The sequence below is a fragment of the Salinactinospora qingdaonensis genome, from assembly GCF_039539445.1.
Classification (GTDB): Bacteria; Actinomycetota; Actinomycetes; order Streptosporangiales; family Streptosporangiaceae; genus Salinactinospora; species Salinactinospora qingdaonensis.
The window spans coordinates 189,658-213,209 of sequence record NZ_BAABDD010000006.1 but is presented as its reverse complement, the minus strand read 5'-3'; the positions used below and the strand labels follow the sequence as shown (position 1 = coordinate 213,209).

17 protein-coding genes and 1 riboswitch are annotated in these 23,552 nt (G+C 69.0%); of the genes, 12 read left to right on the top strand and 5 right to left on the bottom strand.

Translation table 11 applies throughout. The features are described from left to right. Window positions 1–84: 84 nt before the first annotated feature. Window positions 85–846: an NUDIX hydrolase gene (locus ABD848_RS08895; protein WP_344969695.1), complete on the top strand. Its 762-nt coding sequence runs from the start codon at window positions 85–87 to the stop codon at window positions 844–846. 66 nt (window positions 847–912) lie between these two features. Continuing rightward, on the top strand, window positions 913–1,722 hold the full coding sequence (locus ABD848_RS08890; RefSeq protein WP_344969510.1) for an MBL fold metallo-hydrolase: 810 nt from the start codon (window positions 913–915) through the stop codon (window positions 1,720–1,722). A gap of 18 nt (window positions 1,723–1,740) precedes the next feature. On the opposite strand, the gene ABD848_RS08885 is transcribed toward ABD848_RS08890, so the two are convergent. Further along, window positions 1,741–2,427: a Crp/Fnr family transcriptional regulator gene (locus ABD848_RS08885; RefSeq protein WP_344969508.1), complete on the bottom strand. Its 687-nt coding sequence runs from the start codon at window positions 2,425–2,427 to the stop codon at window positions 1,741–1,743. A 1,064-nt stretch (window positions 2,428–3,491) separates the two neighbouring features. On the opposite strand from ABD848_RS08885, the gene nth reads away from it, so the two are divergent. Genes nth through ABD848_RS08870 form a run of 3 tightly spaced genes read left to right on the top strand, consistent with a single transcriptional unit; the run spans window position 3,492 to window position 6,041 of the window. Next, on the top strand, window positions 3,492–4,169 hold the full coding sequence (gene nth, locus ABD848_RS08880; RefSeq protein WP_344969692.1) for an endonuclease III: 678 nt from the start codon (window positions 3,492–3,494) through the stop codon (window positions 4,167–4,169). Further along, window positions 4,166–4,843, top strand: a complete 678-nt coding sequence (locus tag ABD848_RS08875; protein ID WP_344969506.1) for an NUDIX hydrolase — start codon at window positions 4,166–4,168, stop codon at window positions 4,841–4,843. The genes nth and ABD848_RS08875 overlap by 4 nt, the downstream gene beginning before the upstream one ends. 19 nt (window positions 4,844–4,862) lie before the next feature. Further along, window positions 4,863–6,041, top strand: a complete 1,179-nt coding sequence (locus ABD848_RS08870) for a MarP family serine protease (RefSeq protein ID WP_344969503.1) — start codon at window positions 4,863–4,865, stop codon at window positions 6,039–6,041. Between the two features lie 1,026 nt (window positions 6,042–7,067). Here the strand turns inward: ABD848_RS08870 and ABD848_RS08865 are convergent. Further along, window positions 7,068–7,808 (bottom strand): hypothetical protein, encoded by a 741-nt coding sequence (locus ABD848_RS08865; RefSeq protein WP_344969492.1) that lies wholly within the window; start codon window positions 7,806–7,808, stop codon window positions 7,068–7,070. A gap of 279 nt (window positions 7,809–8,087) precedes the next feature. Here ABD848_RS08865 and ABD848_RS08860 point away from each other — a divergent pair, with 279 nt between their 5' ends. From ABD848_RS08860 to ABD848_RS08850, 3 genes are all read left to right on the top strand, one after another. Continuing rightward, a complete protein-coding gene (locus ABD848_RS08860; protein WP_344969490.1) occupies window positions 8,088–10,904 on the top strand; it encodes a sigma-70 family RNA polymerase sigma factor in 2,817 nt (938 codons plus the stop codon). Window positions 10,905–11,202: 298 nt separating this feature from the next. Next, window positions 11,203–13,053: an NYN domain-containing protein gene (locus tag ABD848_RS08855; protein ID WP_344969487.1), complete on the top strand. Its 1,851-nt coding sequence runs from the start codon at window positions 11,203–11,205 to the stop codon at window positions 13,051–13,053. Between the two features lie 43 nt (window positions 13,054–13,096). Then, on the top strand, window positions 13,097–13,651 hold the full coding sequence (locus ABD848_RS08850) for a hypothetical protein (protein ID WP_344969484.1): 555 nt from the start codon (window positions 13,097–13,099) through the stop codon (window positions 13,649–13,651). 166 nt (window positions 13,652–13,817) lie between these two features. Here ABD848_RS08850 and ABD848_RS08845 read toward each other — a convergent pair whose 3' ends face one another. Together ABD848_RS08845 and ABD848_RS08840 are read right to left on the bottom strand one after the other, a co-directional pair. After that, window positions 13,818–14,837: an LLM class flavin-dependent oxidoreductase gene (locus ABD848_RS08845; RefSeq protein ID WP_344969482.1), complete on the bottom strand. Its 1,020-nt coding sequence runs from the start codon at window positions 14,835–14,837 to the stop codon at window positions 13,818–13,820. 444 nt (window positions 14,838–15,281) lie between these two features. Then, window positions 15,282–16,232, bottom strand: a complete 951-nt coding sequence (locus tag ABD848_RS08840; RefSeq protein WP_344969479.1) for an ASCH domain-containing protein — start codon at window positions 16,230–16,232, stop codon at window positions 15,282–15,284. A gap of 224 nt (window positions 16,233–16,456) precedes the next feature. On the opposite strand from ABD848_RS08840, the gene ABD848_RS08835 reads away from it, so the two are divergent. From ABD848_RS08835 to ABD848_RS08820, 4 genes are all read left to right on the top strand, one after another. Further along, window positions 16,457–17,053, top strand: a complete 597-nt coding sequence (locus ABD848_RS08835; protein WP_344969476.1) for a hypothetical protein — start codon at window positions 16,457–16,459, stop codon at window positions 17,051–17,053. A gap of 34 nt (window positions 17,054–17,087) precedes the next feature. After that, window positions 17,088–17,963, top strand: coding sequence for a phosphotransferase enzyme family protein (locus ABD848_RS08830; protein ID WP_344969474.1), 876 nt, complete (start codon window positions 17,088–17,090; stop codon window positions 17,961–17,963). A 298-nt stretch (window positions 17,964–18,261) separates the two neighbouring features. Beyond that, a riboswitch (cobalamin riboswitch) is annotated at window positions 18,262–18,490 on the top strand. 150 nt (window positions 18,491–18,640) lie between these two features. Next, complete coding sequence (locus ABD848_RS08825; RefSeq protein WP_425567474.1) at window positions 18,641–21,160, top strand: ribonucleoside-diphosphate reductase subunit alpha; 2,520 nt, start codon at window positions 18,641–18,643, stop codon at window positions 21,158–21,160. A gap of 62 nt (window positions 21,161–21,222) precedes the next feature. Beyond that, entirely contained in the window at window positions 21,223–22,314 is a 1,092-nt protein-coding gene (locus ABD848_RS08820; protein WP_344969471.1) for a ribonucleotide-diphosphate reductase subunit beta, read from the top strand. Between the two features lie 352 nt (window positions 22,315–22,666). Here ABD848_RS08820 and ABD848_RS08815 read toward each other — a convergent pair whose 3' ends face one another. Beyond that, window positions 22,667–23,527, bottom strand: a complete 861-nt coding sequence (locus ABD848_RS08815; RefSeq protein WP_344969468.1) for an alpha/beta fold hydrolase — start codon at window positions 23,525–23,527, stop codon at window positions 22,667–22,669. Window positions 23,528–23,552: the final 25 nt, after the last annotated feature.

The window sequence follows — 23,552 nt, the reverse complement described above, 5'->3', positions numbered from 1 at the left end:
GCGCCGGACGAGGCGGCCGATTGGAGTCGGGCGGTGCTCGCGGGTCGGGTTGAGCCTGTCGAGGCGCGCCCCGCCGCCACGGTTATGCTGCTGCGCGGGGCGGCGGCGAGTGCCCAGGGCGACGCGCTTGAGGTCTACCTGCTGCGGCGGGTGCCGGCCATGGCTTTCGCGCCGGGCGCTTACGTTTTCCCCGGCGGCGGGGTCGACCCCCGCGACGCCGACGCCGCGTTGGGGTGGGCCGGGCCCTCTCCAGCAGTGTGGGCGAGCCAACTGGGCGCCGACGAGGAGTCGGCGCGCGCTTTGGTGTGTGCGGCCGTTCGAGAGACGTTTGAGGAGTCCGGCGTGCTGCTGGCCGGCCCCTCGGCCACGGAGGTGGTGGCCGACACCCGCGGCGACGACTGGGAGGCCGATCGTCGTGCTCTGCTCGACCGTTCCCTGTCGCTGGCCGGGTTGCTGGAGCGTCGCGGCCTGGTGCTGCGTTCGGACCTGCTGCGGGCGTGGTCGCGCTGGATTACCCCCGTGGCCGAGCCGCGCCGTTTCGATACGCGCTTCTTCGCCGCTGTGCTACCGCGGGGCCAGCGTCCCCGTGAGGTGGGTGGGGAGGCCGACCGGGTGGCTTGGCTGTCCCCAAGTGAGGCCCTGGCCGGATGGCGGCGCGGGGAGCTGGATATGCTGCCGCCCACGGCCGCCACACTCCGGGAGCTGTCCGACTGCGGCACGCTGCACGGCGTGCTGGGGGCCGAACGCGAGATCAGCCCGATCATGCCGGAGATTCGCGAGGTGGACGGGACGTTGCGGGCGGTCCTGCCGGAAGGGGCGCCCCGGCCCTTCGACGATTCGCCGTGAGGTCGTGGCCTGCTCTGCCTCCCACAGCCGTGAGGCGGGGCAGTGCCGTCGGTGGAGCGAGGTTTGATGAGGATCGACGGTTCCGGTACCCAGCGCGCTAACTGTCTGCTTTGCCCCAACCCGGGCCCTATGACGCTCGACGGCACGAACACGTGGGTGCTGCGCGAGCCGGGGGCGCGCGGCGTCGTCGTGATCGACCCCGGCCCTCACCACGAGTCCCATCTGGAGCGCGTGGCCCGTGCGGTGCAGGAGCAGGGTGCTCAGGTGTTGGTCACGCTGCTGAGCCACCACCACCCCGATCACGTCGAGGGGGCGCGCTACTTCTCGGAGTTGACCGGCGCGCCGGTGCGTGCGGCGGACCCCGCCTACCGCATCGACGGCGGTGGACTGGCTGACGGCGAGGTGATCGAAGCCGACGGTTTGGAGCTACGAGTCGTTGCCACGCCCGGCCACACTGCCGACTCGGTCTCCTTCTACCTGCCCGCTGACGGTGCGCTCCTGACCGGCGACACCGTGTTGGGTAGCGGTACCACAGTGATCGCTGCGGACGGGGGGCTCTCCGACTACATGGGATCGCTGTTTCGGCTGCGCGAGCTTGTGGCTACGGAAAGTATCCGCACCCTGTTGCCTGGCCATGGGCCGCTCGCCACGGACCCGATGGGCAAGCTCACCGAGTACATCCAGCACCGTGAGGAGCGGCTGGCCCAAGTCGTCTCGGCGGTAGACGCCGGTGCGCGCACCACGGGGGAGGTGGTCGCGCACGTTTACGCCGGGATCGACCCGGCGGTGCTGCCCGCGGCGCAAGCCTCTGTGCGGGCCCAGTTGCGTTATCTGACCGAGCGCGGCGACATTGCCGCTGAGTTGAGTTTCGACTAGCCGGATCTCCTGCGGGGATCAGCGGGCCCGGCGGCGCATCCGTTCCATGTCGAGCAGGACGACGGCCTTGGCCTCTATGCGTAGCCACCCCCGCAGCGCGAACTCGGCCAGTGCCTTGTTCACGGTCTCGCGCGACGCCCCGACGAGCTGTGCCAGCTCCTCCTGCGTCAGGTCGTGGTGCACGTGCAGGCCGTCCTCGCCTTCCTTGCCGAACCGGTCGGCCAGGTCGAGCAGGGCCTTAGCGACTCGCCCGGGCACGTCGGTGAATACCAGGTCGGCCATCACGTCGTTGGTGCGGCGTAGCCGTGTGGCCAGCGCTCTGAGCAACTGGATGGCCACCTCGGGCTGGCTGGAGATGAAAGGACGAAGGTCGTCATGGCCCAGTCCCGCCAGCAGGACGTCAGTTACGGCGATGGCGCTAGCCGTGCGCGGGCGGGGATCGAAGAGGGACAGCTCACCGAACATCTCGGTCGGCCCGAGGACACTGAGCAGGTTCTCGCGCCCGTCAGCGGCTGTTCGGGTGAGCTTGACCTTTCCGTTGAGGATGACGTAGAGCCGGTCGCCCGCGTCGCCCTCAGAGAAAAGCGTCTGTCCGCGCCCCAGCCGCACTTCGCTGATGGAGTTGCGCAGCGCCGCCGCGGCGTCGTCATCCAGCGCCTCGAAGAGGGGAGCCTTGCTCAGCACCTCGTTGGTCTCGTCCACCACTTCCTCCTTGCAACCTGATCAACAACAGTGTGACCTATATCGCATCCCGTTGTGAAACCAGGTCGTTACTTCGGCTTGTCGCCCGAGTGGCGGCCAGCTCGCTCGGTTGACGGCAGCACTTCTGATCTTAGATGCATCACAAGGCGCATGACCGCAGGGTCCTTTGATGTCCGGATAACCCAGACATAATCTCCGTCACCCCCGTCGCGGGAATCAGGGGTCCAATGCGCCCCATCCACTCGCCGTCGTCGCTGGGGACAGCCGCGCCACCAGGTCTGTCCGAGCCTTGACCGGAGGCAGGGCCACACATGTCCTCTGTCCCCACGACGGCGAGATCTCGGGGAGCGGGAGCGTGGGGCGTTCGCCTTCCGCTGCGCGGAGCACGGACCGCACACCACTGGTAGGCCGGGCGCTGGGGCGGTTCCACCCTGCCGTCCGGTCGGGGGAGGGGGCGTGCTTCCAGCAGCACTCGCGGGGCGCACTCGCACCCGGTGACACCACCCCAACATCGTGGTGGACAAGCAGGGACCAGCCATGCCGGCCCCAAGTTAGGACGTTCCCGTGCGGGGCCGCCCGAAAAGGTCATGGGGCCGGAGGTGGTGAGGAGGCCGGTGTTCGTCGGTTGCGGCCGTGGGAGAGGTTGCCTGGGGTAAGTGGTGCGTGGGTGGTTGCCCCGGCTGCCCCGGCACGGCCGCCGCCGGGTGAGCTGCCGAGGCCGTGTAACGATCGAGGCACGAGCGGCGGGAGGCCGGCTGCCCGCCCTCCGGCGCCAGCTCGACGCCCCACCCCGCCCCACTAGCCCATATGTCCTCGTATCCGGTGTGGCCGCCGCGAAGAGGCGGCCCGCCGCTCGCCCGCCGGCGATCTTCCAGCTTGGCCACGCGCATCCATGGGGAGGTCCCCGCGATTGGTCGCTCATCCGTAGGCTTATGGATGTGCCTCGTGACAGTTCCACCTCCTCGGCAGTGCCCGCGGCCACCGCCGGTGCCGGTAGCGCAGTCCGGTCGACGGTCGAAGCCGCCGGCACCGTTTCCGCTACTCCCACCGGCGAATCCCGGCTTGCTCTGGTGCGGCGCGCCCGGCGCATGAACCGCGAGTTGATCCAGCTCTACCCCGACGCCCACTGCGAGCTCGACTTCACGACCCCGCTGGAACTGCTCGTCGCGACCATCCTCTCGGCGCAGTGCACCGACAAGCGTGTCAACGCGGTGACGCCCACCCTGTTCGCCCGCTACCGCGAGGCGGCCGACTACGCCGCCGCCGACCGCGATGAGCTGTGCGAGATCATCCGCTCCACGGGCTTCTACCGCTCCAAAGCCGACAACATCATCGGGTTGGGCCACGAGCTGTGCGAACGGTTCGGCGGTGAGGTGCCGCGTCGTCTCGACGATCTCGTCACCCTGCCTGGGGTGGGCCGCAAGACCGCCAACGTCGTGCTCGGCAACGCCTTCGACGTGCCCGGGCTCACCGTCGACACTCACTTCGGCCGGCTCGTGCGCCGGTTCGGCTGGACCGCCGAGACCGACCCGGTCAAGGTCGAACGCGAGATCGCCGACCTGTTCCCGCCCAAGGATTGGACCCTGCTGTCCCACCGGCTGATCTGGCACGGCCGCCGTATCTGCCACTCCCGCAAGCCGGCCTGTGGCGCGTGCGCGCTCGCCCACTGGTGCCCCGCCTTCGGGGAGGGGCCCACCGAGGAAGAACAAGCGCGCAAACTGGTGCGGAACGGACCTTTCTCATGAACGAGTCACAGTCCCCGAACGTCACTGTCCCGTCATGGCTGACCGACCTCGCTGAAGCGGCCCAGACGATGACCGTGCCCCCCGCCCTGCGCCCACCCCGGCAGGGCGGACGTCACAGCGCGGTCCTCGTGCTGTTCGCCCACGCCCACAGCGGCCCCGAGGTGCTGCTCATCCAGCGCGCCGACGGGCTGCGGCGCCACTCTGGGCAACCCGCGTTCCCCGGAGGCGCCCTCGAAGCGGGCGACATCGGCCCTGCGGCGTGCGCGCTGCGGGAAGCCTATGAGGAGACCGGTCTGGACCCGGCGGGGGTGACCGTGCTCGACACGCTGCCCGAGCTTTACATCTCGCCCAGCCAGTTCCGGGTGACCCCCGTTCTGGCGTGGTGGCACACCCCCAGCGAGGTGCGCCCCGTCGACACCTTGGAGGTCGCAGGGGTCGCGCGCGTTCCCGTCGCCGAACTCGCCGACCCGGCCAACCGGCTGCGGGTACGCCACCCCGCCGGCTTCACCGGTCCCGCCTTCCGAGTGCGCGAGATGCTCGTCTGGGGATTCACGGCCGGTCTACTCAACGAACTGCTCATTCTGGGAGGCTGGGAACGTCCCTGGCACAGCGGCGCCCGCGAGGAGCCGCTCGAAACGCTTGTGGCCCTGCGGCCGACGGGCGGAACGGCCTAACGCGATGTTGGATGGCTTTGTGCTCGACGCACTCCTGACCGTGCTCGTCTTCGTCTTCGCGATGTCGGGCTACCGGCAGGGGTTCATCGTCGGAGTACTGAGTTTCGCCGGGTTCATCGGCGGCGGGGTACTCGCCGCGCTCGGCGCCCCCTCCATCATCCAGAACCTGGTCGAGCGGCCCAGCCAGCAGGCGCTGCTGGCTATCGCGGTAGTCTTCCTCGCGGCTGCGCTGGGCCAGTTCCTCGCCTCCTACCTGGGTGCGCTGGTGCGCAACCGCGTCACGTGGAACTCGGCGCGGGTCCTCGACGCTATGGGTGGTGCCCTGGTCAGCGCCCTCTCTGTGGTGCTGGTCGCGTGGCTTATCGGTAGCGCGCTGGCCAACTCCGCCATCCCTTACCTCGACACCCAGGTCCGTAACTCCCACATCCTCAACGCGGTTGACCGCGTCCTGCCCAACTCGGCGCAGATGTGGTTCTCCACGTTCCGCAGCATCGTCGACCAAAGCGCGTTTCCCCAAGTGTTTAGCGGGTTAGGGGCCAGTGAACCGGCCGAGGTCGCCGCCCCCAACCCCAACGTGCTCACCACCGAAGAACTGCGCGACTCCAGCAGGAGCGTCGTCAAGGTGCTCGGCACCGCCCCCTCGTGTCAGCGTCGTGTCGAGGGCAGCGGCTTCGTCTACGCGCCCGAGCGCGTTATCACCAACGCTCACGTTGTCGCCGGGGTGCGCGATGAGCTGTCCGTCACCACCCGTACCGGCCGGCGGCTCTCGGCCAGCGTCGTGCTCTACGACCCGCAGCAGGACATCGCCGTCCTGCACGTCCCGGGCATGCAGCTCGAACCGTTGGACTTCGAGTTGCAGGCCCAGAAGGGCGACGACGCCGTAGTCGCCGGCTTCCCCCGCAACAACGGTTTCACCGTCGTCCCCGCACGCATCCGCGCCGAGCAGACCGCCCAGGGGCCCGACTTCTACCACTCCCAGCAGGTCAGCCGAGAGATCTACCAGGTACGCGCCACGGTGCGTCCCGGCAACTCCGGTGGCCCGCTGCTGGCTCCCGACGGCGACGTCTACGGCGTGGTGTTCGCTGCGGCCACCGATGACCAGGACACCGGTTACGTCCTCACCGCCGAAGAGGTCGCCGGCAACGCCGAGCAGGGACGCACGGCCACTGCACCGGTCTCGACCCAACAGTGCGACTGAGAAGCACACCTCCCGGACGCTCCGCTGTAGGGGGCTAGGTTGTTGTTTTTCAAACGGCTGGGGTGCGGGGTGCGTGGGGTGTTCCTCGTTCGCTCGTGCCTCGATCGCTTCGCGATCTCGGCAGCCCGCGGGGGCGACAGCGGGCGTGCTCACCCGCGTGCGGCCCACCGCTGGTCCGCGCCGACTTTCCAAAAACTAGTGGGCGTAGTGCGCGTTCCGCGTATCGGCCGTTTCCACCGCACGGGGCGGTGGGCGATTGACTTCCGTCCCCCGACCTAAAGGCTGGGGGTTCCTACCGCGGTCGGCTGACCGTCTCGGTGGGTTCCTGCTTCGTCGCGCTGTGTCCGAGCGTGCTCGGGTCTTACCTGCGTTCCACGGGCTGATGCCGCCAGTCCGGCGGCTTTGGCGACGGTAGCGTGTTCCGCCGTCGGGTCTGCCGCGCGTCGAGCGCCGGAGAGGCCGGTCGCTGAGGACCGCTGTGACCGCGCGCCCGAACTCGCCCGTCGAGTCTCCCGGCGGGTGTTGAGGGGAGGATTGGGGAGGGTGGTTGTTGTGACCGGCAGGGCTGATGGTTGTTTGTTCGGGTCTTCTGGTGGGTGTCGGGTGGGTTGCGTGGTGGGGTTGGTTTGCTCGTCGTGGGGGGCATTTTGGTGGCTGTCGAGGTCGCGGAGCGATCGAGGCGCGAGTGGCGCCGTACGGTTCACGCTCTCCCGCTTCCGAATGCGGGCGCGTCGGCGGTCCATGACAGCAATGGGCGCGCCCACCTCCCCTCCAACGGGCGGGCGCGCCCCGCGCGGGGGACGTGGTGTGGACACGTTCCCCGCATCGGTCAGCGGGGCCGGCCGGCTCGCCCGCTCTTACGAGTCGGCCGGCCTCCGCGACCTGGTTACCCGCCGCAGCCTGCGCTTCCGGCGGTGCCGGCCCTCGCGAGCCCCCCTCACCGCTCACGTCGGTACCGGCCGAACCGTCGGCACCCGGGCCCCGCCCCCTCCCCGGGGCCCCGCGGTGCCGACAGTCCGGGGTGGGTCAGGGGCCCATCGGCACCCGACCCACGTCGGTGAGCAGATGCAGCGCTTCCCGGTGGCTCGGCGGCGGCGCCACACTCCACACATGCGCCGCCGGCTGTCCCGATAGCCGCGTCTGTAGTTGCTTTATCCGCTCGGCTAGATCCGCGGCCAGGGGAACCAGCGCCGCGATCCGGTGCCGGTTGAGCAGCGCCAGCGTCTCCCCATGGATGAAGAATCGGCGCAGTTCATGGCCTAGCACGATGAGCCGAGCCGTGCGCCGCCACGGGTCGGCCACCCCGTCCAGGGCCACGATGAGTAGCCGGTGGGTTCGCTCCGGCGGTTCCGCTGCCGCAGCGTAAATCTCTTCCAGCCGTAGCCGCAGGTAACCCGGTGTGGCCAGTCCCGTCAGCGGGTCGCGGCAATCGTCGAGACGGCAGATGGCCTCCGCCCAGCCTTCGGCGATGGCCTTGACCGGACGCACGGGGCAAGAGGCCCAGCCCAGCACGTCGCACAGCGCGGCGAAGTCCTCCAACGCAGCGCCCACGGTGGTTCCCATCCGGGCGCGGGCGTGGCCGAATCGGGTGCAGGGCGACTCCAGATCCGCGCCGTGGACGACCGCTTCGCACACGTCGTCCACGGCCGGGGTCCACCAGTCATCGGCCGGCGTCCAGCCGGCCCGCTTGCTATGGCGGTACCACTGGCTGCGCAACCGCTGGGGAGAAAACACACTCGGGGTGCGTGCGAATCCGAGGATGTCCATCCAGCTTCCCCATCTCCCTGGTCGGTCGGTGCTCCTGCCCCGGCGCCGCGCATGAAGCCGCGGCTCCTGAATGCGCTCTCACCTACACCAACGGGCAACTCTGGGCGTTATGACGCGGAAAACCAAGATATTTTTTTACGGGGGCGTTACCTCATGTAACCAGTCGGATATTTTCCGTGGTACCCCTGTTTGCGGCGGGCCGCGCGGACGACGGCGCCTCGGTGGAGAGCGGCACAGCAGCGACAATGCAAACAGCACGAAAAGGCCGAAGGGCAGAGTATGACCGACGCACAGTCTGATCACTTTGAGAAGTCGGAAAGTGACGAGAAGCTAATCTCGGCTGTTCGTGACGGTGACTCCGGCGCCTACGCGGCGCTGTACCGGCGCCACGCCGAGGCCGCTCGGGGGCTCGCCCGTCAGCTTGTGCGCAGCGCCGAAGTCGACGACGTGGTCTCCGAGGCATTCGCTCGCGTCCTCAGCGTGCTGCGGCGTGGCAGCGGCCCCACGGTCGCCTTCCGCCCCTACCTGCTGACCTCGCTGCGCCACATCGTCTACGACCGTTATCGCACCGACAGTCGCCAGATTGCCACCGACGACATGGCCACCTTCGACGAGGGCGAGCCCTTCGTCGACCCGGCGCTGGCGGGGCTGGAGCGTTCCCTTATCGCCCGCGCCTACTTGTCGCTGCCCGAGCACTGGCGCAGCGTGCTCTGGCACACCGAGATCGAAGGCGCCAAACCGGCCGACGTCGCGCCGCTGCTGAACCTCACCCCCAACAGCGTCTCAGCGCTGGCCTACCGCGCCCGCGAGGGACTGCGCCGTGCCTACCTCCAGATGCACCTGGCCGGCGAGGTGCCCACCGAGGAGTGTCGCCCCGCCCTTAGCCAGCTCGGCGCTTATGTGCGTGGTGGGCTGGCCAAGCGCGACGCTGCCACCGTCGACCGCCACCTCGACTCCTGCGCCCACTGCCGCGCCGTCTACGCTGAACTCAGCGACGTCAACATCGGGCTGCGCGGTGTCGTCGGTCCCCTCATCGCCGGTCCGGCCATGGCCGGCTACCTGGCATCCCTGCCCGGCGGGGCCTTCGCCGGCGGGTGGTGGTCCCAGATGTCGACGACCCAGCAGCGCGCCACGATGGCCGGGGCCGCCACCACCGCGGTCACCGCCGCCGTGGCGCTGGCGATGGTGAGCCAGAATGCACCGCCGCCCGCTCCCGAGCGGCCCGCCGCCGTGGCCCCGCCGACGCCATCGGACACCGACCCGCCGCCGCAGGCTCCCACCCCGCCGCCTCCCGGCACGGAAGCCCCATCGCTGGCGCCGTCGCGCTCCGTCGGACCCGAACCGGCGCCCTCGCCGCCGAGTCCACCCCCCAGCCCAGCCGCGCCCGAGCCGCCGCGGCCCACCCCTTCGGCCGTCCCCACCCCGCCCCGCCCATCCGCCTCCCCAGAGGCGGAGCCCGCCCTCGCGGCCACCATCAACCCCGTGGGCGCGCTCGTTCCCGGCCACCCGGGCATCGTCGTCATGCGGCTGCGCAACACCGGCGGTACCACCAGTGACGACGTCGTGGCCGACCTCGACCTGCCCGAAGGGGTCACCCTGGATGCCGCGGCCCAGGCCGGTAGCGCCGCCGCTGTCCCCATGGCGGCCGGTGCCGACGGCTGGTCGTGCGTGCCCGAGACCTCCGGTGCCCGATGTGTGGTCCCCGGCATCGAGGCGGGCGAGGACGCGGTGGCCCACCTCGATGTGGCCGTGGCCAGCGACGCGCGGGCGGGCGAACCGCCGCGTGTGTCGGTGCGCGTCGGCGGGGTCACCACGGCGGCTACGGGCAGCCACGGGGTTGACCCCGAGGGGACGCCGGCCCGCTATGCCACCTCTGGCCAGGTCCGCTCCATAGCCACCGGAAACACCCTTATGACCTGCCTTGACGACTTCTCGTACCAGCCTCAACCACGCTGGCCGTGGCCGTTCGACACGACCGGTTCCGTGAATGTGCAGGGGTTCCTCGACGGCGACCGCCGACCCAGACCCGACACCTTGGCCGACGAGCGGCCGGCTCCAGCGCCGGTGGTCTCCAGCTTCCCAAAACCCACCGTTGCGCCCACCCAGCCTTCGCCGTCAGCGGCCACTGCCACTCGCGTTTCCGTGCCCACGCCCTCTCTCGCGTCCACCCCCTCATTTCCGGCTACGCCCGAGCCCGCCCCAGCGTCCAGCACCCCTGCCGCCCCCGCTCCCTCGACCGTCGCACCCCAGCAGCTTGCAGAGCCCGAGCCGCCCACCGTTGCTCCCCTTGGCGACGGCGCGTGCGAGCGCGCCCGACGGCGGGAAGGTGACCGTCTCGACAACGATCTGTGGTCGATGCGCCCGCTCGACCTCGACCGCGATCCCGCCACGCACATGTCCAGCTCCGTGCGCTGGCAGCTCCCCACTGGGGGAGCGGTGCGCTGGGCGGGTCTGTACTTCTCCGGCACGGGGCGCGCGCCGGGCGGGGTCACCGCGAAACTGCGCGGCCCCGGCCAGGAGGGCTACACCACGGTCGACGCCGACGAGACCGCGGTGCGCCACCTGCCCGGATCTCCCGCCTACCAGGCGTTCGCCGACGTCACCGAGCAGGTGCGCCGAGCCGGTGGGGGACAGTGGTGGCTTGCCGACATCCCCACCAGCCCCGGCGCCCACGTCCACGCCGGCTGGAGCCTGGTGGTCGTCGTCTCCGATCCCGCCGAGGACTACAACCAGACGATGGTGCTCGACAACGCGACCGTCGTGCACGGGGCAGGCGCCGGCATGCGGCTCCCGCTGGCCGGTTTGCTCTCTGCCCAAGCCCAGGCCGGGATCGACGTGGTCGCTTGGGAGGGCGACGCGGGCCTGTCCGGTGACCGGGTCCTCCTCGGCGACACCCCGCTGCGGCGCCGCGACGGCGACCCCGACAACGCTTTCATCGGTTCGGCGGCCGGTGCCGTGGGGCCGCCGTTGACGTTCGGCACCGACGTCGCTCAGTTCAGCACCGTGCTGCCGCGGCACCCACGTCTGCTGTTAGTGTCGCGGCGCGACGCCTACTTCGCTGGCGCTGTGGCCGTGACCTCCCCCATAATGTCCTGATATGCCTCGATTGGGGTGGTGGTCTGCCCGAAACCCTGCCCCTCGTGGTCCGTTGCTTTGGCGCCCCCGGTCAGTGCGGATCACCCCAGTACCGTAAATATACTGTCACGCCCGTCCGTAGTGAGGTCCTTTACTTACTTCACAACTCCCAGTGTGCAAGGCCGCACACAAACCGGCACAGACTTGGCTAGGCTGGGCCCGGTCTGCCTTTAGGCCGTAGAGTCGAGTGCCGACTGCCGATCGAAGACCCGCCCCATTTCCGGGTGGGTGAACAGGAACGAGGAAGGGGCGGTGTCGCGTGGATCGCTGCGCGCTGTTCGTTGACGCCGGCTACCTCCTTGCCGACGGTGCGATGGCTGTGCACGGAACGCGCAACCGCGACTCCGTGTCTTGGGATTACGCGGGGCTCGTGCAACTGCTCAACGAGGTGGCGCGTGATCGCACGGGACTGCCGTTGCTGCGATGCTACTGGTACGAGGCGACCTCTGAGGGGCGCCGCACCCAGGAGCAGGACGGCATCGCCGACATCCCGGGCATCAAATTCCGAGCCGCGCGTATCCGTCCTGGCAGACGGGAGGGCGTCGAGAGCTATGTCCAGCGGGACCTGACCACACTCGCCCGAACGGGAGTGCTGTGCGAAGCCGTGCTCGTCAGCGGCGACGAGGACATGGCGCAGGTCGTCGCCGACGTCCAAGACCTCGGTGTCCGGGTCACCGTCGTCCACATTTCCGTGGAGGGAAACTGGACGATCTCCCGGGCGCTGCGCCGCGAGTGCGACGATCTGATCGAGATCGGCGCCGGTCACCTGCGCCCCTACGTCAACCTCGTCGCCGGGGCCGCCGAGTCCGACGACAGCGGCGCCCCTGAGGCGCACAGCCCGATGGGCAACGGCCGCTCCCGCGGTACGCCGCCGGCTACGCGCATGCCTGTCACGGCCAACGTCGGCGGCTCCCGCATGGAGCCCGCCGGGAGCGGCAACAGCATGGAGGCCGCCTTCGCCAACACGGGCGGCCACACGGCGATGAACGCCAATGCCGCGAGCAGCGCCCACTCCGCCCAGAACGGCCAGCAGCCGCAAGCGGGACCGGCCTCGCCCCCCACGGGCGCCCACCCCGCCACCGGTGGCCACCCCGCGCAGAGCGGCCCCTCCCCCCAAAGCGGCCCCTCCCCGGCCGGCGGGCAGCCCAACCCCGGCAGCAGCGCCATGGAGCAACTGCGCGCCATGCGCCAGAGCCTCGCCCAGCAGCGCGGCGGCGACCATCTCGCCCCCCAGCCGGGCGCCGGAATGGACGGCCAACGCAACGACAATTCGGGCGGCAACCGGCGGTCTGAGGCCCACGGCTTCTCCGCCGACGGCCAGAACTCGCCGCACGCCCCTCCCACGGGCGGCCACATGGGTATGGCGCCGCACCCCTCCACCGGCCCCAACCCCACCGGACCGGCCACGGGAGCGCACCCGAGCATGCGCGGCCCGCAGCAGCCCGGCCCCGACTACAGCGGCGAGCGGCCCGGCCCGCCCATGCAACAACCGCAACAACACCAGCAGCCGCAACAGTCGCACTACCCCAACGGTTCCCCGCACGACCAGATGATGGGCCAAGGTCCCCAAGGCCCCCAAGGCCACTACGAGCGGGAGGCGCCACCTCCACGCGGCGCGCCCCCGGGAGCCGACCCCAGGTACGGGCCGAATACGGGAGAAAATCCCGGGTTTGGAGGTAACACCGGCCCAAACCCTACTTTTGGGGCCAGTACGGAAACTGATTCCGCTTCCAGGAGCGCCGCCGGAGCCCAGCAGGACTCCAACGCCCCTACTGGCCCCCAGCCCGCACAACGATTTCAGCCCGGACCCTATGCCGGCCCGCCGTCGCAGGGCGGTTACCCGCCCTCCGGCGGGCACGGTCCCCGCGGCATCGACGACGCTGTCGGAGTCGCGCAACGCGAAGGCACCAACTTCGCCGAGTCCATCGCGCGCGACGCGCCGGTCCTGTGGCTGGAGGCAGTGCTCGCGCGCAAGCCCCGCATGCCCTCCGACATGGAGGCCCGACTGTTGCAAGGCTCGTCGTTACCAGTCGACTTCCTGCTGCGCGACGAGGTTCGCCACGCACTGCGGCAAGGATTCTGGGAAGCCTTGGAGCGGGCCCGCGCCTGACCCCCGGCGTGGTCCGCACCGGCAAGGACGAGGAGGGTGTCAGTTGACCCGCGTGACAACGGCCGACCTTGACCGGCTGGAGTTCCGAGCCGTGCAGTCGGGGGACCACACCGCGGTGGCCCGGCAGCTTGTCGATCTGGCCAACAGCGTCGAGGCCGACAGTGAGATCTGCCGTGCCGAGCTGTTCGTCCGAGCCGGTGAGCAGTGGGAGATGGCCCAAGAGTTCGAGTTGGCCGCGGCTGCCTACCAGCGCGCCATAGACGACGGCGGGATCACCATCATCGACGCGCGGGCGCTCCAGGCCGGCGCGCTGCTGGAGCTGGACCGGGTGGAGGACGCCTACGCCCGCATGGACCGGCTCCGCGCCGAGGGGCCGCGTAACCTGCCCACCTACATCCACATCACCGAGACGTTGCAGGCCCACGACGACCTCAAGGGCGCCCACGCCTGGGCCACCCTGGGCGTGGAGCGTTTCCGCCACCAAGACATCTCCCCCTACATGCACGACCTGCTGATGGAGCTGCTGCGCATCAGGTTCCGCGTCCGCATGGACCTCGGCATGGACGAAGACGACCTGGACCGTCTCCTGGACGCTTGAGCATGAAGTGGGTTCCCAGGTATCCCGCGCGAGCGAGGATCGGGATACCTGAGGCAGGTTCACCGGTTCAGTTGGGTTGAACCGTGCGGACAAACCGTTCCGGGGCGCAGTTGCGAAACCGGCCCACCGGGACGCAGCCACGAACCTGGGACGATCGCCGGCGGGGTCAGCGCCACCCGAGCTCCGGGGCGACATAGCGCAGCAGGCTGTCGAGCACATGTGCGTTGTAGTCCACGCCTAGCTGGTTGGGCACGGTGAGCAGGAGCGTGTCCGCGGCGGCGACGGCCTCGTCCTGCGCCAGGTCCCGGGCGAGCTTGTCCGGTTCGGCGGCGTAGGTCTTACCGAACCGGGCCAGCCCCTCGTCCAGATAGCCCACCTTGTCGGTGCTGGCCGTCTCCCGGCCGAACAACTGGTGATCCAACTCGCTCACTATTGGGAAGATGCTGCGGCTCACCGAGACGCGGGGCTCGCGGGCGTGGCCGGCGGCCTGCCATGCCTCCTGGAAGAGCTGGATCTGTTCCGCCTGCAACTGGTGGAACGGCACCCCGGTGTCCTCGGTGAGCAGGGTCGAGCTCATCAGGTTCATCCCCTGCTCGCCGGCCCATGTCGCGGTGGCGCGGGTGCCGGCGCCCCACCAGATCCGGTCGCGCAGCCCGGGAGAGTGCGGCTCGATCCGCAGCAGCCCGGGCGGGTTGGGAAACATCGGCTGCGGGTTGGGTTCGGCGAATCCCTCGCCTTTGAGGACGTCGAGCAGCGTCGCGGTGTGCTCTCGGGCCATGTCGGCGTCCGTGGTCCCTTCCGCCGGACGGTGCCCGAAGTACTCATACCCCTTGATGACCTGTTCCGGGGCGCCGCGGCTGATCCCGAGCTGCAAGCGCCCGCCGGCGATCAGGTCAGCGGACCCGGCGTCCTCTGCCATGTAGAGCGGGTTCTCGTAGCGCATGTCGATCACGCCCGTGCCGATCTCGATGCGGCTGGTCCGCGCCCCCACCGCGGCCAGTAGCGGAAACGGTGAGGCCAACTGCCGGGCGAAGTGGTGCACCCGGAAGTAGGCGCCGTCAGCGCCGACCTCTTCGGCGGCGACGGCCAACTCGATCGATTGCAGCAGGGCGTCGGAGGCTGAGCGCACCTGGGAGCGCGGCGACGGTGTCCAGTGGCCGAAAGACAGGAATCCGATCTTCTTCACAGCTCGGTCAACACCACTGGTGCCTTGGTATTCCACTTCGGCATGGTGGGAGAGCTTACTGGGCTGACGGGAACTGGATACTCATCTAGGCCCGACAAGCATCACATTCGGGAGAGCCCTCGTCGCCGGGTTTCGAGGGGCGATCGCGAAATCTACTCCGGCTTGCCCAGGAGGAACACGATGGTCTCGCGGAGATTCTTCCCGGTGACTCCCATGAGAACCCGATCGATACCCGGCTCCGACACCACCTGAGGGCGGCATGCTGTGTTTCTCGCGGATCTCGGCCACAGAGCTCGTGGAGAAAACAGCCGAGCCAGGTCGCCCCCGCGCGGCGCGCAGTCGGTTCGATTCCTTGCGGCGGCTCTACATCTGCTTGGAGGTCGTCGTAGGAGTCGTTCAGCGCGCCACTGACGAGCCCGATGCTTGTGGCTTCGTTGTATGCGGCTAGGGGGTGACGAGTTCGATGCCGATCGCGACCACGCCCAGGGCCTCACGTTCGGGTGGGTAGATCTCCCGGATGTTGCGCAGTTGGTCGGTCTTCGAGGCGGTGGGGTTGACCGAGGAGATCAGTTCGCGCTCGAACATCTCGTCGAAGTCCGCATAGCGGGCGAGCCGCGTGATCCGGGTGAGCACTTCCTCATCGCGGCACTTGAACCGGAGAAGATCCCCCTCCTTCAATCGCTTGCGCGAGGAGTCGTTGACCCTGATCTCGGTCGTCTTCTGGCCTGAAGCGATCAGGTCGAAATACCTCTTGTAGATGCCCATCTCGTGTGCGCGGGGGCGCTGGCCGAGGTCGGCGGGTCGGGAGTTCATCAGTCGGCCTAGTTCCTTGACGGTGAAGCTTCGGAAGAAATGCTTCGGATCGGTGAGCAGTTCGCCGACGAGCCACAACAGCGCGTCAACGTAGTGGTCGGTGTTTCCCGGCCATTGGGTCGTATCGAGCATCCACGGTTCGACGTCGCTAGGCAACGCATCCGTGCCTTTGTCGCGCAGCAGGGATTTGGACAGCTTCACTCCCGTGGGCGCGAGTACCTGCGGTGTGAAGATGCGCAGCGGCATCCGTGCTCCGGGTGTGTCCAAAACGCCGAGGGCGCCATCGACGAGCTGGGAGCCGAACGCCCAGTCGCCGCCCTTGAGCATGACACGTAACGTGGTGTCGCCGCGCACGAGCAAACGTTCTTTGACCAGATTGCGGTACAGGGTGGCCAAGTCGATGTAGGCGTCGTTCTCGGGGTCGACGTCGATCTCGTACGGTCCGTGGTCGAGGCAGACCGCGGCGAAGCGGGCGCCGTCTTCGTCGAGGTGGACGAGCTTAGTTCGGTCGGCACGCTTCTCCGCCCAGCCGCATTCAGGGCAGGGAACTCGGATGTGCACGATGCCGTGTGAGGGTGCCATCCACCAGCGGATTTCGTCGAGATCGTTCCAGGGTGCGGAGGAACTCGGCGCGAAACGCCGGACTCGACTGCTGGTCGGTGTAGGTCTCCAGCGCATAAAGCGTAGTCGCGTTCTCGGCTTTCGACATCGCCAACCACACAGCGGCCGACCGCTGCTTCACGTTCGCGCTCTGGTGCGCCGACGAAGCCGGCTCCTGGGAACTGCGGGCGAACACGCTCGCGGAAATGGCGCGCAAGGCCGCCTACCTGGAAAACGTCGATGACGCGCTTTCGCTGATCGAGTTCGCCCACGTGCGCGCCGACCGGCTCACCGCGACCGCGCAGGCGATGCTATGGACCATCCGAGCCCGCCTCCTCGCACTCACCGGAAGGCACACCGAAGCCCGAGCCGATGTCGATCGCGCTGACGCCCACTTCGCCGAGCGGACACCAGAGGCTGACCCGCCTTGGCTGTGCTACTACGACGCCGCAGAACACCAGGGCAGCACCGGAAAGGCGCTGATCCCGATCGCCCACGCCAACAACAAACCGGAATTAGCCAGCGAGCGCCTGGAAGCGGCCATCCGGCTGCAATCGGCGGACTATCCCCGCTCACGCACCTTCTCCCGAATCCGACTCGCCTCACTGAACATGAGTACCGGATATGCGCGGGAAGCGGTGCCCATCGGCCGCCAAGCCACCCGCGACACTGCGGCGCTGCGGTCAAAGCGACTGGTGACCGAACTTCACGGCTTGACGCGGGCCGCTACGGCGCACACCCACATCGGCGACGTCGCCGACCTCTGCCACGAGATCACCAGCCTGCGGCTTCCGAGCAGCTGAGGCCGCCAGTACGGTCGGTACCGTGACGCCCTCTGTGGCGACGACAGACGACATCCTCGCCATCGCGGCGCGCCTGGCCGGTCTCGACGCTGCGGGTGCGGCGGTGATCCGGGACGGCTCCAATGTGATGTATCGGCTGCCTGCCAGTGTCGTCGTCTGGATCGGGCCGGAGGAGACCCAGGCCGGCGCCGTACGCCAGGTCGAGGTTGCCCGTTGGCTGGCGGCCTCGGGGCTGCCTGTGGTGCGTGCACTCGACGGCGTGGCGCAGCCGACCATGGTGGGTTCTCGGCCGGTGACCTGGTGGGAGCTGCTGCCGGAGCACCGGGCGGCAACGACGGGGGAACTCGGGGCCGTCCTTGGGGCGCTGCATGCGCTCGCCCCGCCCGAGTGGCTCGAACTCCCGCGGTTCGACCCTTTGGCCGGTATCGAGGAGCGCATCGTTGCAGCGACTCACCTCGCCGAGGAGGATCGGGCATGGCTGGCCGAGCGCGCCGACCAGTTGCGCGGCCACCTCCGCCGACTTCCCCTCGACGCCGCTGAAGGGGTCATTCACGGTGATGCGTGGCAGGGCAACGTCGCCGTTGCCCAAGGGGCGCCACCGGTGCTGCTCGACTTCGAGCACGTCTGCCGCGGCCCGTGGGAGTGGGATCTGATCCCTGTGGCCGTGGACCGTGTCGACTTCGCCCGGTTGAGCGCCGGTGATTACCGTGACTTCGTCGCCGCCTACGGCGGCTACGACGTGACCGCCAGGCCCGCGTTTCGGGTTCTCGCCGACATCCAGGAACTGCGCTGGGTGTGCTTCGTGCTGGGCAAAGCCGCCGCCAGCGACAGCGCCGCACACGAGACCCGCCACCGGATCGCCTGCCTGCGCGGCGACATCGCCCGCCCCTGGACATGGAACGCCTTCTAAACCAACCGGTGCTGGCCCTGACGGTGTGGCATGGGGGCAAACATGCGCCCCAGTTGAGAAACCCCACCCCAGGCCGCGCACAAAGCGCCCCAGGCGCACGGAAGCGGCGAAGGGGGCCGTGATGAACACTGGAAACGGGCACGCGCGTCGCCACGGGGCACCGGCTACGGCAGTGTGGCGGATCGCCGGTGTGTCAGCGAGGTGAAATGTCGGGCTTGTCGTTCTTTGGGGGTCGTGTTTCGGGTGAGAGTGACATACCCCTATCTTGGGTCGTTCTGTATTGGGCAGCACAACATGTAGTATCGCTGCTGCTGGTGGTTCACCTGAGCGAGATCCCAGGTGAGGCAAGAGGGAATCCGGTGCGAATCCGGAGCTGACCCGCAGCGGTGAGTGGGAACGACCGCCGTCATCACGCACTGGCGCCACGGCGTCCGGGAAGCGACGGCCAGTAGGCGAGCACGCGGGGTGTCCACGCGCACCCGAGCCGGCCCACGAGTCCGAAGACCTGCCGCCAGTGTGCGCGCCTGGACGCGCACGGAACGGGGCTTCGAGGTTTGGGCCGCCGCAACCGTCGGGAAGACCACCATGCCGGCGCGCAGCGCGCCGCGTCCCGCCGTATCCGTGTGTGCTCCAGCCGCGCAACCCAACGGTTGTCGTCACTTTTGGTTGGAGCCACCTTGACCCTCGATACCGAGATCGCCCCGACACCGCGACCGGCCACACCGTCCGCCTCGCCCGCCGACCTTATGGAGCGGGCCCGCTGGGTGATCGAGGAGTCCTGCGCCGGCGTCGCGGGCGTGTCCGCCGAGACCGTCATCGCCGAGGCCCACCGCACCCTCTACCCCGGTATCAGCCCCGACGAACTGGAACTGGCCCTGATCATGGCGGCGCGCACCTTCGTGGAGGCCGAGCCCGGCTACTCCTACGTCAGCGCCCGGCTACTGCTAGACCGGCTACGCCGCGAAGCCCTCACCTTCCTCGCCGGCGGCTTCGACGAGGCCGGGCACGCCGAGATGGCCCGCCGCTACCCCGCCTACTTCGCCGACTACGTCGCCCGCGGCATCGAGCTGGAACAGCTCTCCCCAGAGCTGGCCACCTTCGACCTCGACCGCATCGGCGCGGCGCTGCGCCCCGAGCGTGACCGCAACTTCACCCTCCTGGGCATGCAGACCCTCTACGACCGCTACTTCCTGCACAGCGACGGAACCCGCTACGAGCTGCCGCAGGCGTTCTTCATGCGGGTGGCTATGGGGCTGGCGCTGCGCGAAGACGACCGTGAGGCCCGCGCCATCGAGTTCTACGAGCTGTTGTCGTCGTTCGACTTCATGTGCTCCACGCCCACCCTGTTCAACGCCGGCACCCCGCGCCCACAGCTCTCCTCGTGTTTCCTCACCACCGTCAGCGACGACCTGCACGGCATCTTCCACAGCGTCTCCAACAACGCGCTGCTGTCGAAGTACTCCGGTGGCCTGGGCAACGACTGGACACCGGTACGCGGCATGGGCGCCCACATCAAAGGCACCAACGGCAAGAGTCAAGGCGTCGTGCCATTTCTTAAGATCGCCAACGACACCGCCGTGGCCGTCAACCAGGGCGGGCGCCGCAAGGGCGCGGTCTGCGCCTACCTGGAAACCTGGCACATCGACGTCGAGGAATTCCTCGACCTGCGCAAAAACACCGGCGACGACCGGCGCCGCACCCACGACATGAACACCGCCAACTGGGTGCCCGACCTGTTCCTCCAGCGCGTCGAGGCCGACGCCGAGTGGACACTGTTCTCCCCCGACGAGGTCCCCGACCTGCACGACTGCTACGGCGCCGAGTTCGCTGCGCGCTACATGGCCTACGAGCGCGCCGCCGACGAAGGCCGTATCAAAGTCTGGCGGCGGGTGCGCGCCGTAGAGCTGTGGCGGCGCATGCTCACCCTGCTGTTCGAGACCGGCCACCCCTGGATCACGTTCAAAGACCCCTGCAACCTGCGCTCGCCGCAGCGCCACACCGGCGTGGTCCACTCCTCCAACCTGTGTACCGAGATCACGCTCAACACCAGCGCCGACGAGGTCGCCGTGTGCAACCTGGGCTCGGTCAACCTGGCCGCCCACATCGACGCCGACGGGCTGGACACCGCCAAGCTGCGCCGCACAGTGCGCACCGCCGTGCGCATGCTCGACAACGTGATCGACGTGAACTTCTACACCATCCCCGAGGCCGAGCGCGCCAACCTGCGCCACCGCCCCGTGGGGTTGGGCCTCATGGGCTACCAGGACGCGCTGTTCACGCTGCGCCGCCCCGTGACCTCGCCGGAGGCCGTGGCCTTCGCTGATGAGAGCACAGAGCTGCTCTCCTACCACGCCATCGAAGCCTCGGCCGACCTCGCCGCCGAGCGGGGCCGCTACGCGACGTTCGAGGGTTCGCTGTGGAGCCGCGGCGTGTTGCCCATCGACTCCCTGGGGCTGCTTGCCGACGCGCGCGGCAGCGGCGACGTCGACATCGACACCAGCGCCCGCCTCGACTGGGAGGGGCTACGCCAGAAGGTGCGCACCACCGGCATGCGCAACTCCAACGTCATGGCGATCGCGCCCACCGCCACCATCGCCAACATCACCGGCGTGAGCCAGTCGATCGAACCGATCTACCGCAACCTCTACGTCAAGTCGAACATGTCCGGCGACTTCACGGTGATCAACCCCTACCTCGCCCACGACCTCAAAGAACGCGGGCTGTGGGACGCCGACATGGTCGAACAGCTCAAGCGCCACGACGGCAGCCTCGGCGCGATCGAGCGGGTCCCCGCCGATGTGCGCGAGCTCTACGCCACCGCCTTCGAGATCGACCCCGCCTGGCTCGTCGACGCCGCCGCGCGGCGCCAGAAATGGCTCGACCAGGCCCAATCGCTGAACCTGTACATGGCCGCGCCCAGTGGCCGCAAGCTCGACGCGCTGTACCGCCGTGCCTGGCGTGCCGGCCTGAAAACCACCTACTACCTGCGTTCACAAAGCGCCACGCACGTAGAGAAGAGCACGCTCCGCGGCACCGACGGCCGGCTCAACGCCGTCTCGGCCACCCCGCCGGCCGTGCCCGCCGACCGTCCCGGCGCGCCCCCCGAGACCGGTCACGCGGCGACCGCCACCACTACCCCGGTCGAGGACGGGGCCAGGTGCGCCATCGACGACCCCGACTGTGAAGCCTGCCAGTAGGCCCCGCCCGGCCCGCGCACCTTCGTAACCGCCCACTCGACGAGACAAGGACCCGAGCCAGCGTGACCGAGACCGCCCGCCAGCACCCCGCCGCCAGTCCCGACACCACCGGACTGGGCGCGATCCAGCGCGACGCCGCCCGCGTCGACGTCGGCGACAAGGCCATGATCAACGCCCGCGCCGACGTGAATCAGCTCTTGCCGTTGAAGTACCGCTGGGCTTGGGAGAAGTACCTTGCCGGCTGTAACAACCACTGGATGCCCACCGAAGTCGCCATGCAGGCCGACATCGCGCTGTGGAAGTCTCCCGACGGCCTCACCGACGATGAGCGGCTCATGCTCAAACGCAACCTGGGGTTCTTCGCCACGGCCGAGTCGCTGGTGGCCAACAACATCGTGCTGGCCGTCTACCGCCACCTCACCAACCCCGAGTGCCGCCAGTACCTGCTGCGCCAAGCCTTCGAGGAAGCCGTCCACACCCACACGTTCCAGTACATCTGCGAGAGTCTGGGCCTTGACGAAGGCGAGCTGTTCAACATGTACCGGGAGATCCCCTCCATCACCGAGAAGGACACCTGGGCGCTGCGCTACACCCAAAATCTGGAGGACCCCGACTTCGTCACCGGCACGCCCGAGGCCGACCAGGCGTTCCTGCGCGACCTCATCGCCTTCTACGTGGTCTTTGAGGGCATGTGGTTCTACACCGGGTTCGCGCAGGTCCTGTCGCTGGGGCGGCGTAACAAGATGGTGGGTATCGCTGAGCAGTACCAGTACATCCTGCGCGACGAGTCCATCCACCTCAACTTCGGCATCGACGTCGTCAACCAGATCAAGATCGAGAACCCGCACCTGTGGAGCGAGGAGTTCCAGCGCGAGGTCCGCACCATGCTCACCGAGGCATGCGAGCTGGAGGTCGCCTACGGTCGCGAGACCATGCCGCGCGGCATCCTCGGGCTCAACGCTGAGCTGTGTGAGCAGTACATGCGCTTCATCACCGATCGCCGTGCCGAGCAGATCGGACTCGCCCCGATCTTCGGCGTCACCGACAACCCCTTCCCGTGGATGTCGGAGATGATGGACCTCAAGAAGGAGAAGAACTTCTTCGAGACACGCGTCATCGAGTACCGGACCGGCGGCGGCCTCGACTGGGACTGACCAGGGAAGACGGTGTGGTTCTCCCCTCGTCCGGAGGGGGAGAACCCCGGTTTTGGGAGAATTTTGGGAGGCGGCCGCGGCTGTCCTGACCGTTACGGCTCGCGCTTTGTGCGCTCGATCCGTGACTGGGCCTGTTCCAGTTCGGCGAAGACGTCCTCCTCGGCCTCCTCCGCCTGTTCGGCCTCGACCGCGCGGCGTCGTGCTGGTAGAGCCGCCGCTCCGAGGCCCGGATATCACGGGTGCGTCGGATTCGCGTGGCGAGGCCTACGGGTGGCTTCGCGACGGGGCCTGTGGTGGGCGCTTGGGGGCGCCGCCGTGGGTCACAGTCGTGAAGCGGGCGACAGCGGGTGTCTCACCGCGCGGCGGACGGGGAGCCGTCCTCCCCCGGCTCTGGCTGCTCTGTCGGGGCCGGGTGCGGCTCCGGTAGCGAGCCGCAGGTGCGCAGGATCGCCGCTGCGACCTCCTCGGGCGCCTCGGCCATTGGCGTGTGACCGCAGTTGGGCAGGCTCACGTGACGGGCGTGGGGGATGCGCTCCAGTGCGCGGCGGGCGGCGCGCGCCGGCAAGACCCGGTCGCGCTCGCCCCAGCCGATCGTCACCGGGCACGGCACGTCGACAGCGGGAAATTCGTAGTCGAGCACTTCCGGGGCCAACCGTACGAACGCCGACCCCGCCTCCAGCGCGTCGGCGTCGAAACGCGGCGTGTCGCCGGAACCGTCGCTGGAACCGCCGCGCAGCACCCGTTTGGCCAGCGCCCGGGCGGGTTGGCTGTCGGCCACCGCCGCCCGCACGTGCGGCGGCACCCGCCCCGCTACGCCGGCGCCGCGCAGCAGCAGCCGCGGCGCGGCTCGCTCCAGGGGCGTACTGAACCCCACGGGGGAGAACACGGTGACCGAGGCTGTCGCGCCTCGTGCGCCCAGCTCCAGCGCGAGCGCGCCGCCCAGCGAGTTGCCGGCCACGTGAGGCCGTTCCAGCCCTAGGGAGGCGCACAGCGAGGTCACCACGTCCACGAGTGTGGGGATGTCGAGCCGAACCCCTGGGGCGGGGGTGCGGGAGCCCCCGAACCCGGGCAGGTCGACGTTGACGACGTCGTGGTGCTCGGCCAGCGCCCCCACCACCGGTCGCCATGCCTCTCTGCGGTGCCCTAGTCCATGCAGCAGCACCAGTGGGCTACCGCTTCCCCGGCGGTCGTAAGCGACGCTGTACGGTTTCATGCACCCCACATCTACCCCATATCTG

Coding starts and splice junctions, on each gene's coding strand:
- ABD848_RS08895 (WP_344969695.1), top strand. CDS start 85: ATGCTGCTGCGCGGGGCGGCGGCGAGTGCCCAGGGCGACGCGCTTGAG.
- ABD848_RS08890 (WP_344969510.1), top strand. CDS start 913: ATGAGGATCGACGGTTCCGGTACCCAGCGCGCTAACTGTCTGCTTTGC.
- ABD848_RS08875 (WP_344969506.1), top strand. CDS start 4,166: ATGAACGAGTCACAGTCCCCGAACGTCACTGTCCCGTCATGGCTGACC.
- ABD848_RS08865 (WP_344969492.1), bottom strand. CDS start 7,808: ATGGACATCCTCGGATTCGCACGCACCCCGAGTGTGTTTTCTCCCCAG.
- ABD848_RS08860 (WP_344969490.1), top strand. CDS start 8,088: ATGACCGACGCACAGTCTGATCACTTTGAGAAGTCGGAAAGTGACGAG.
- ABD848_RS08840 (WP_344969479.1), bottom strand. CDS start 16,232: ATGGCACCCTCACACGGCATCGTGCACATCCGAGTTCCCTGCCCTGAA.
- ABD848_RS08835 (WP_344969476.1), top strand. CDS start 16,457: ATGGCGCGCAAGGCCGCCTACCTGGAAAACGTCGATGACGCGCTTTCG.
- ABD848_RS08815 (WP_344969468.1), bottom strand. CDS start 23,527: ATGAAACCGTACAGCGTCGCTTACGACCGCCGGGGAAGCGGTAGCCCA.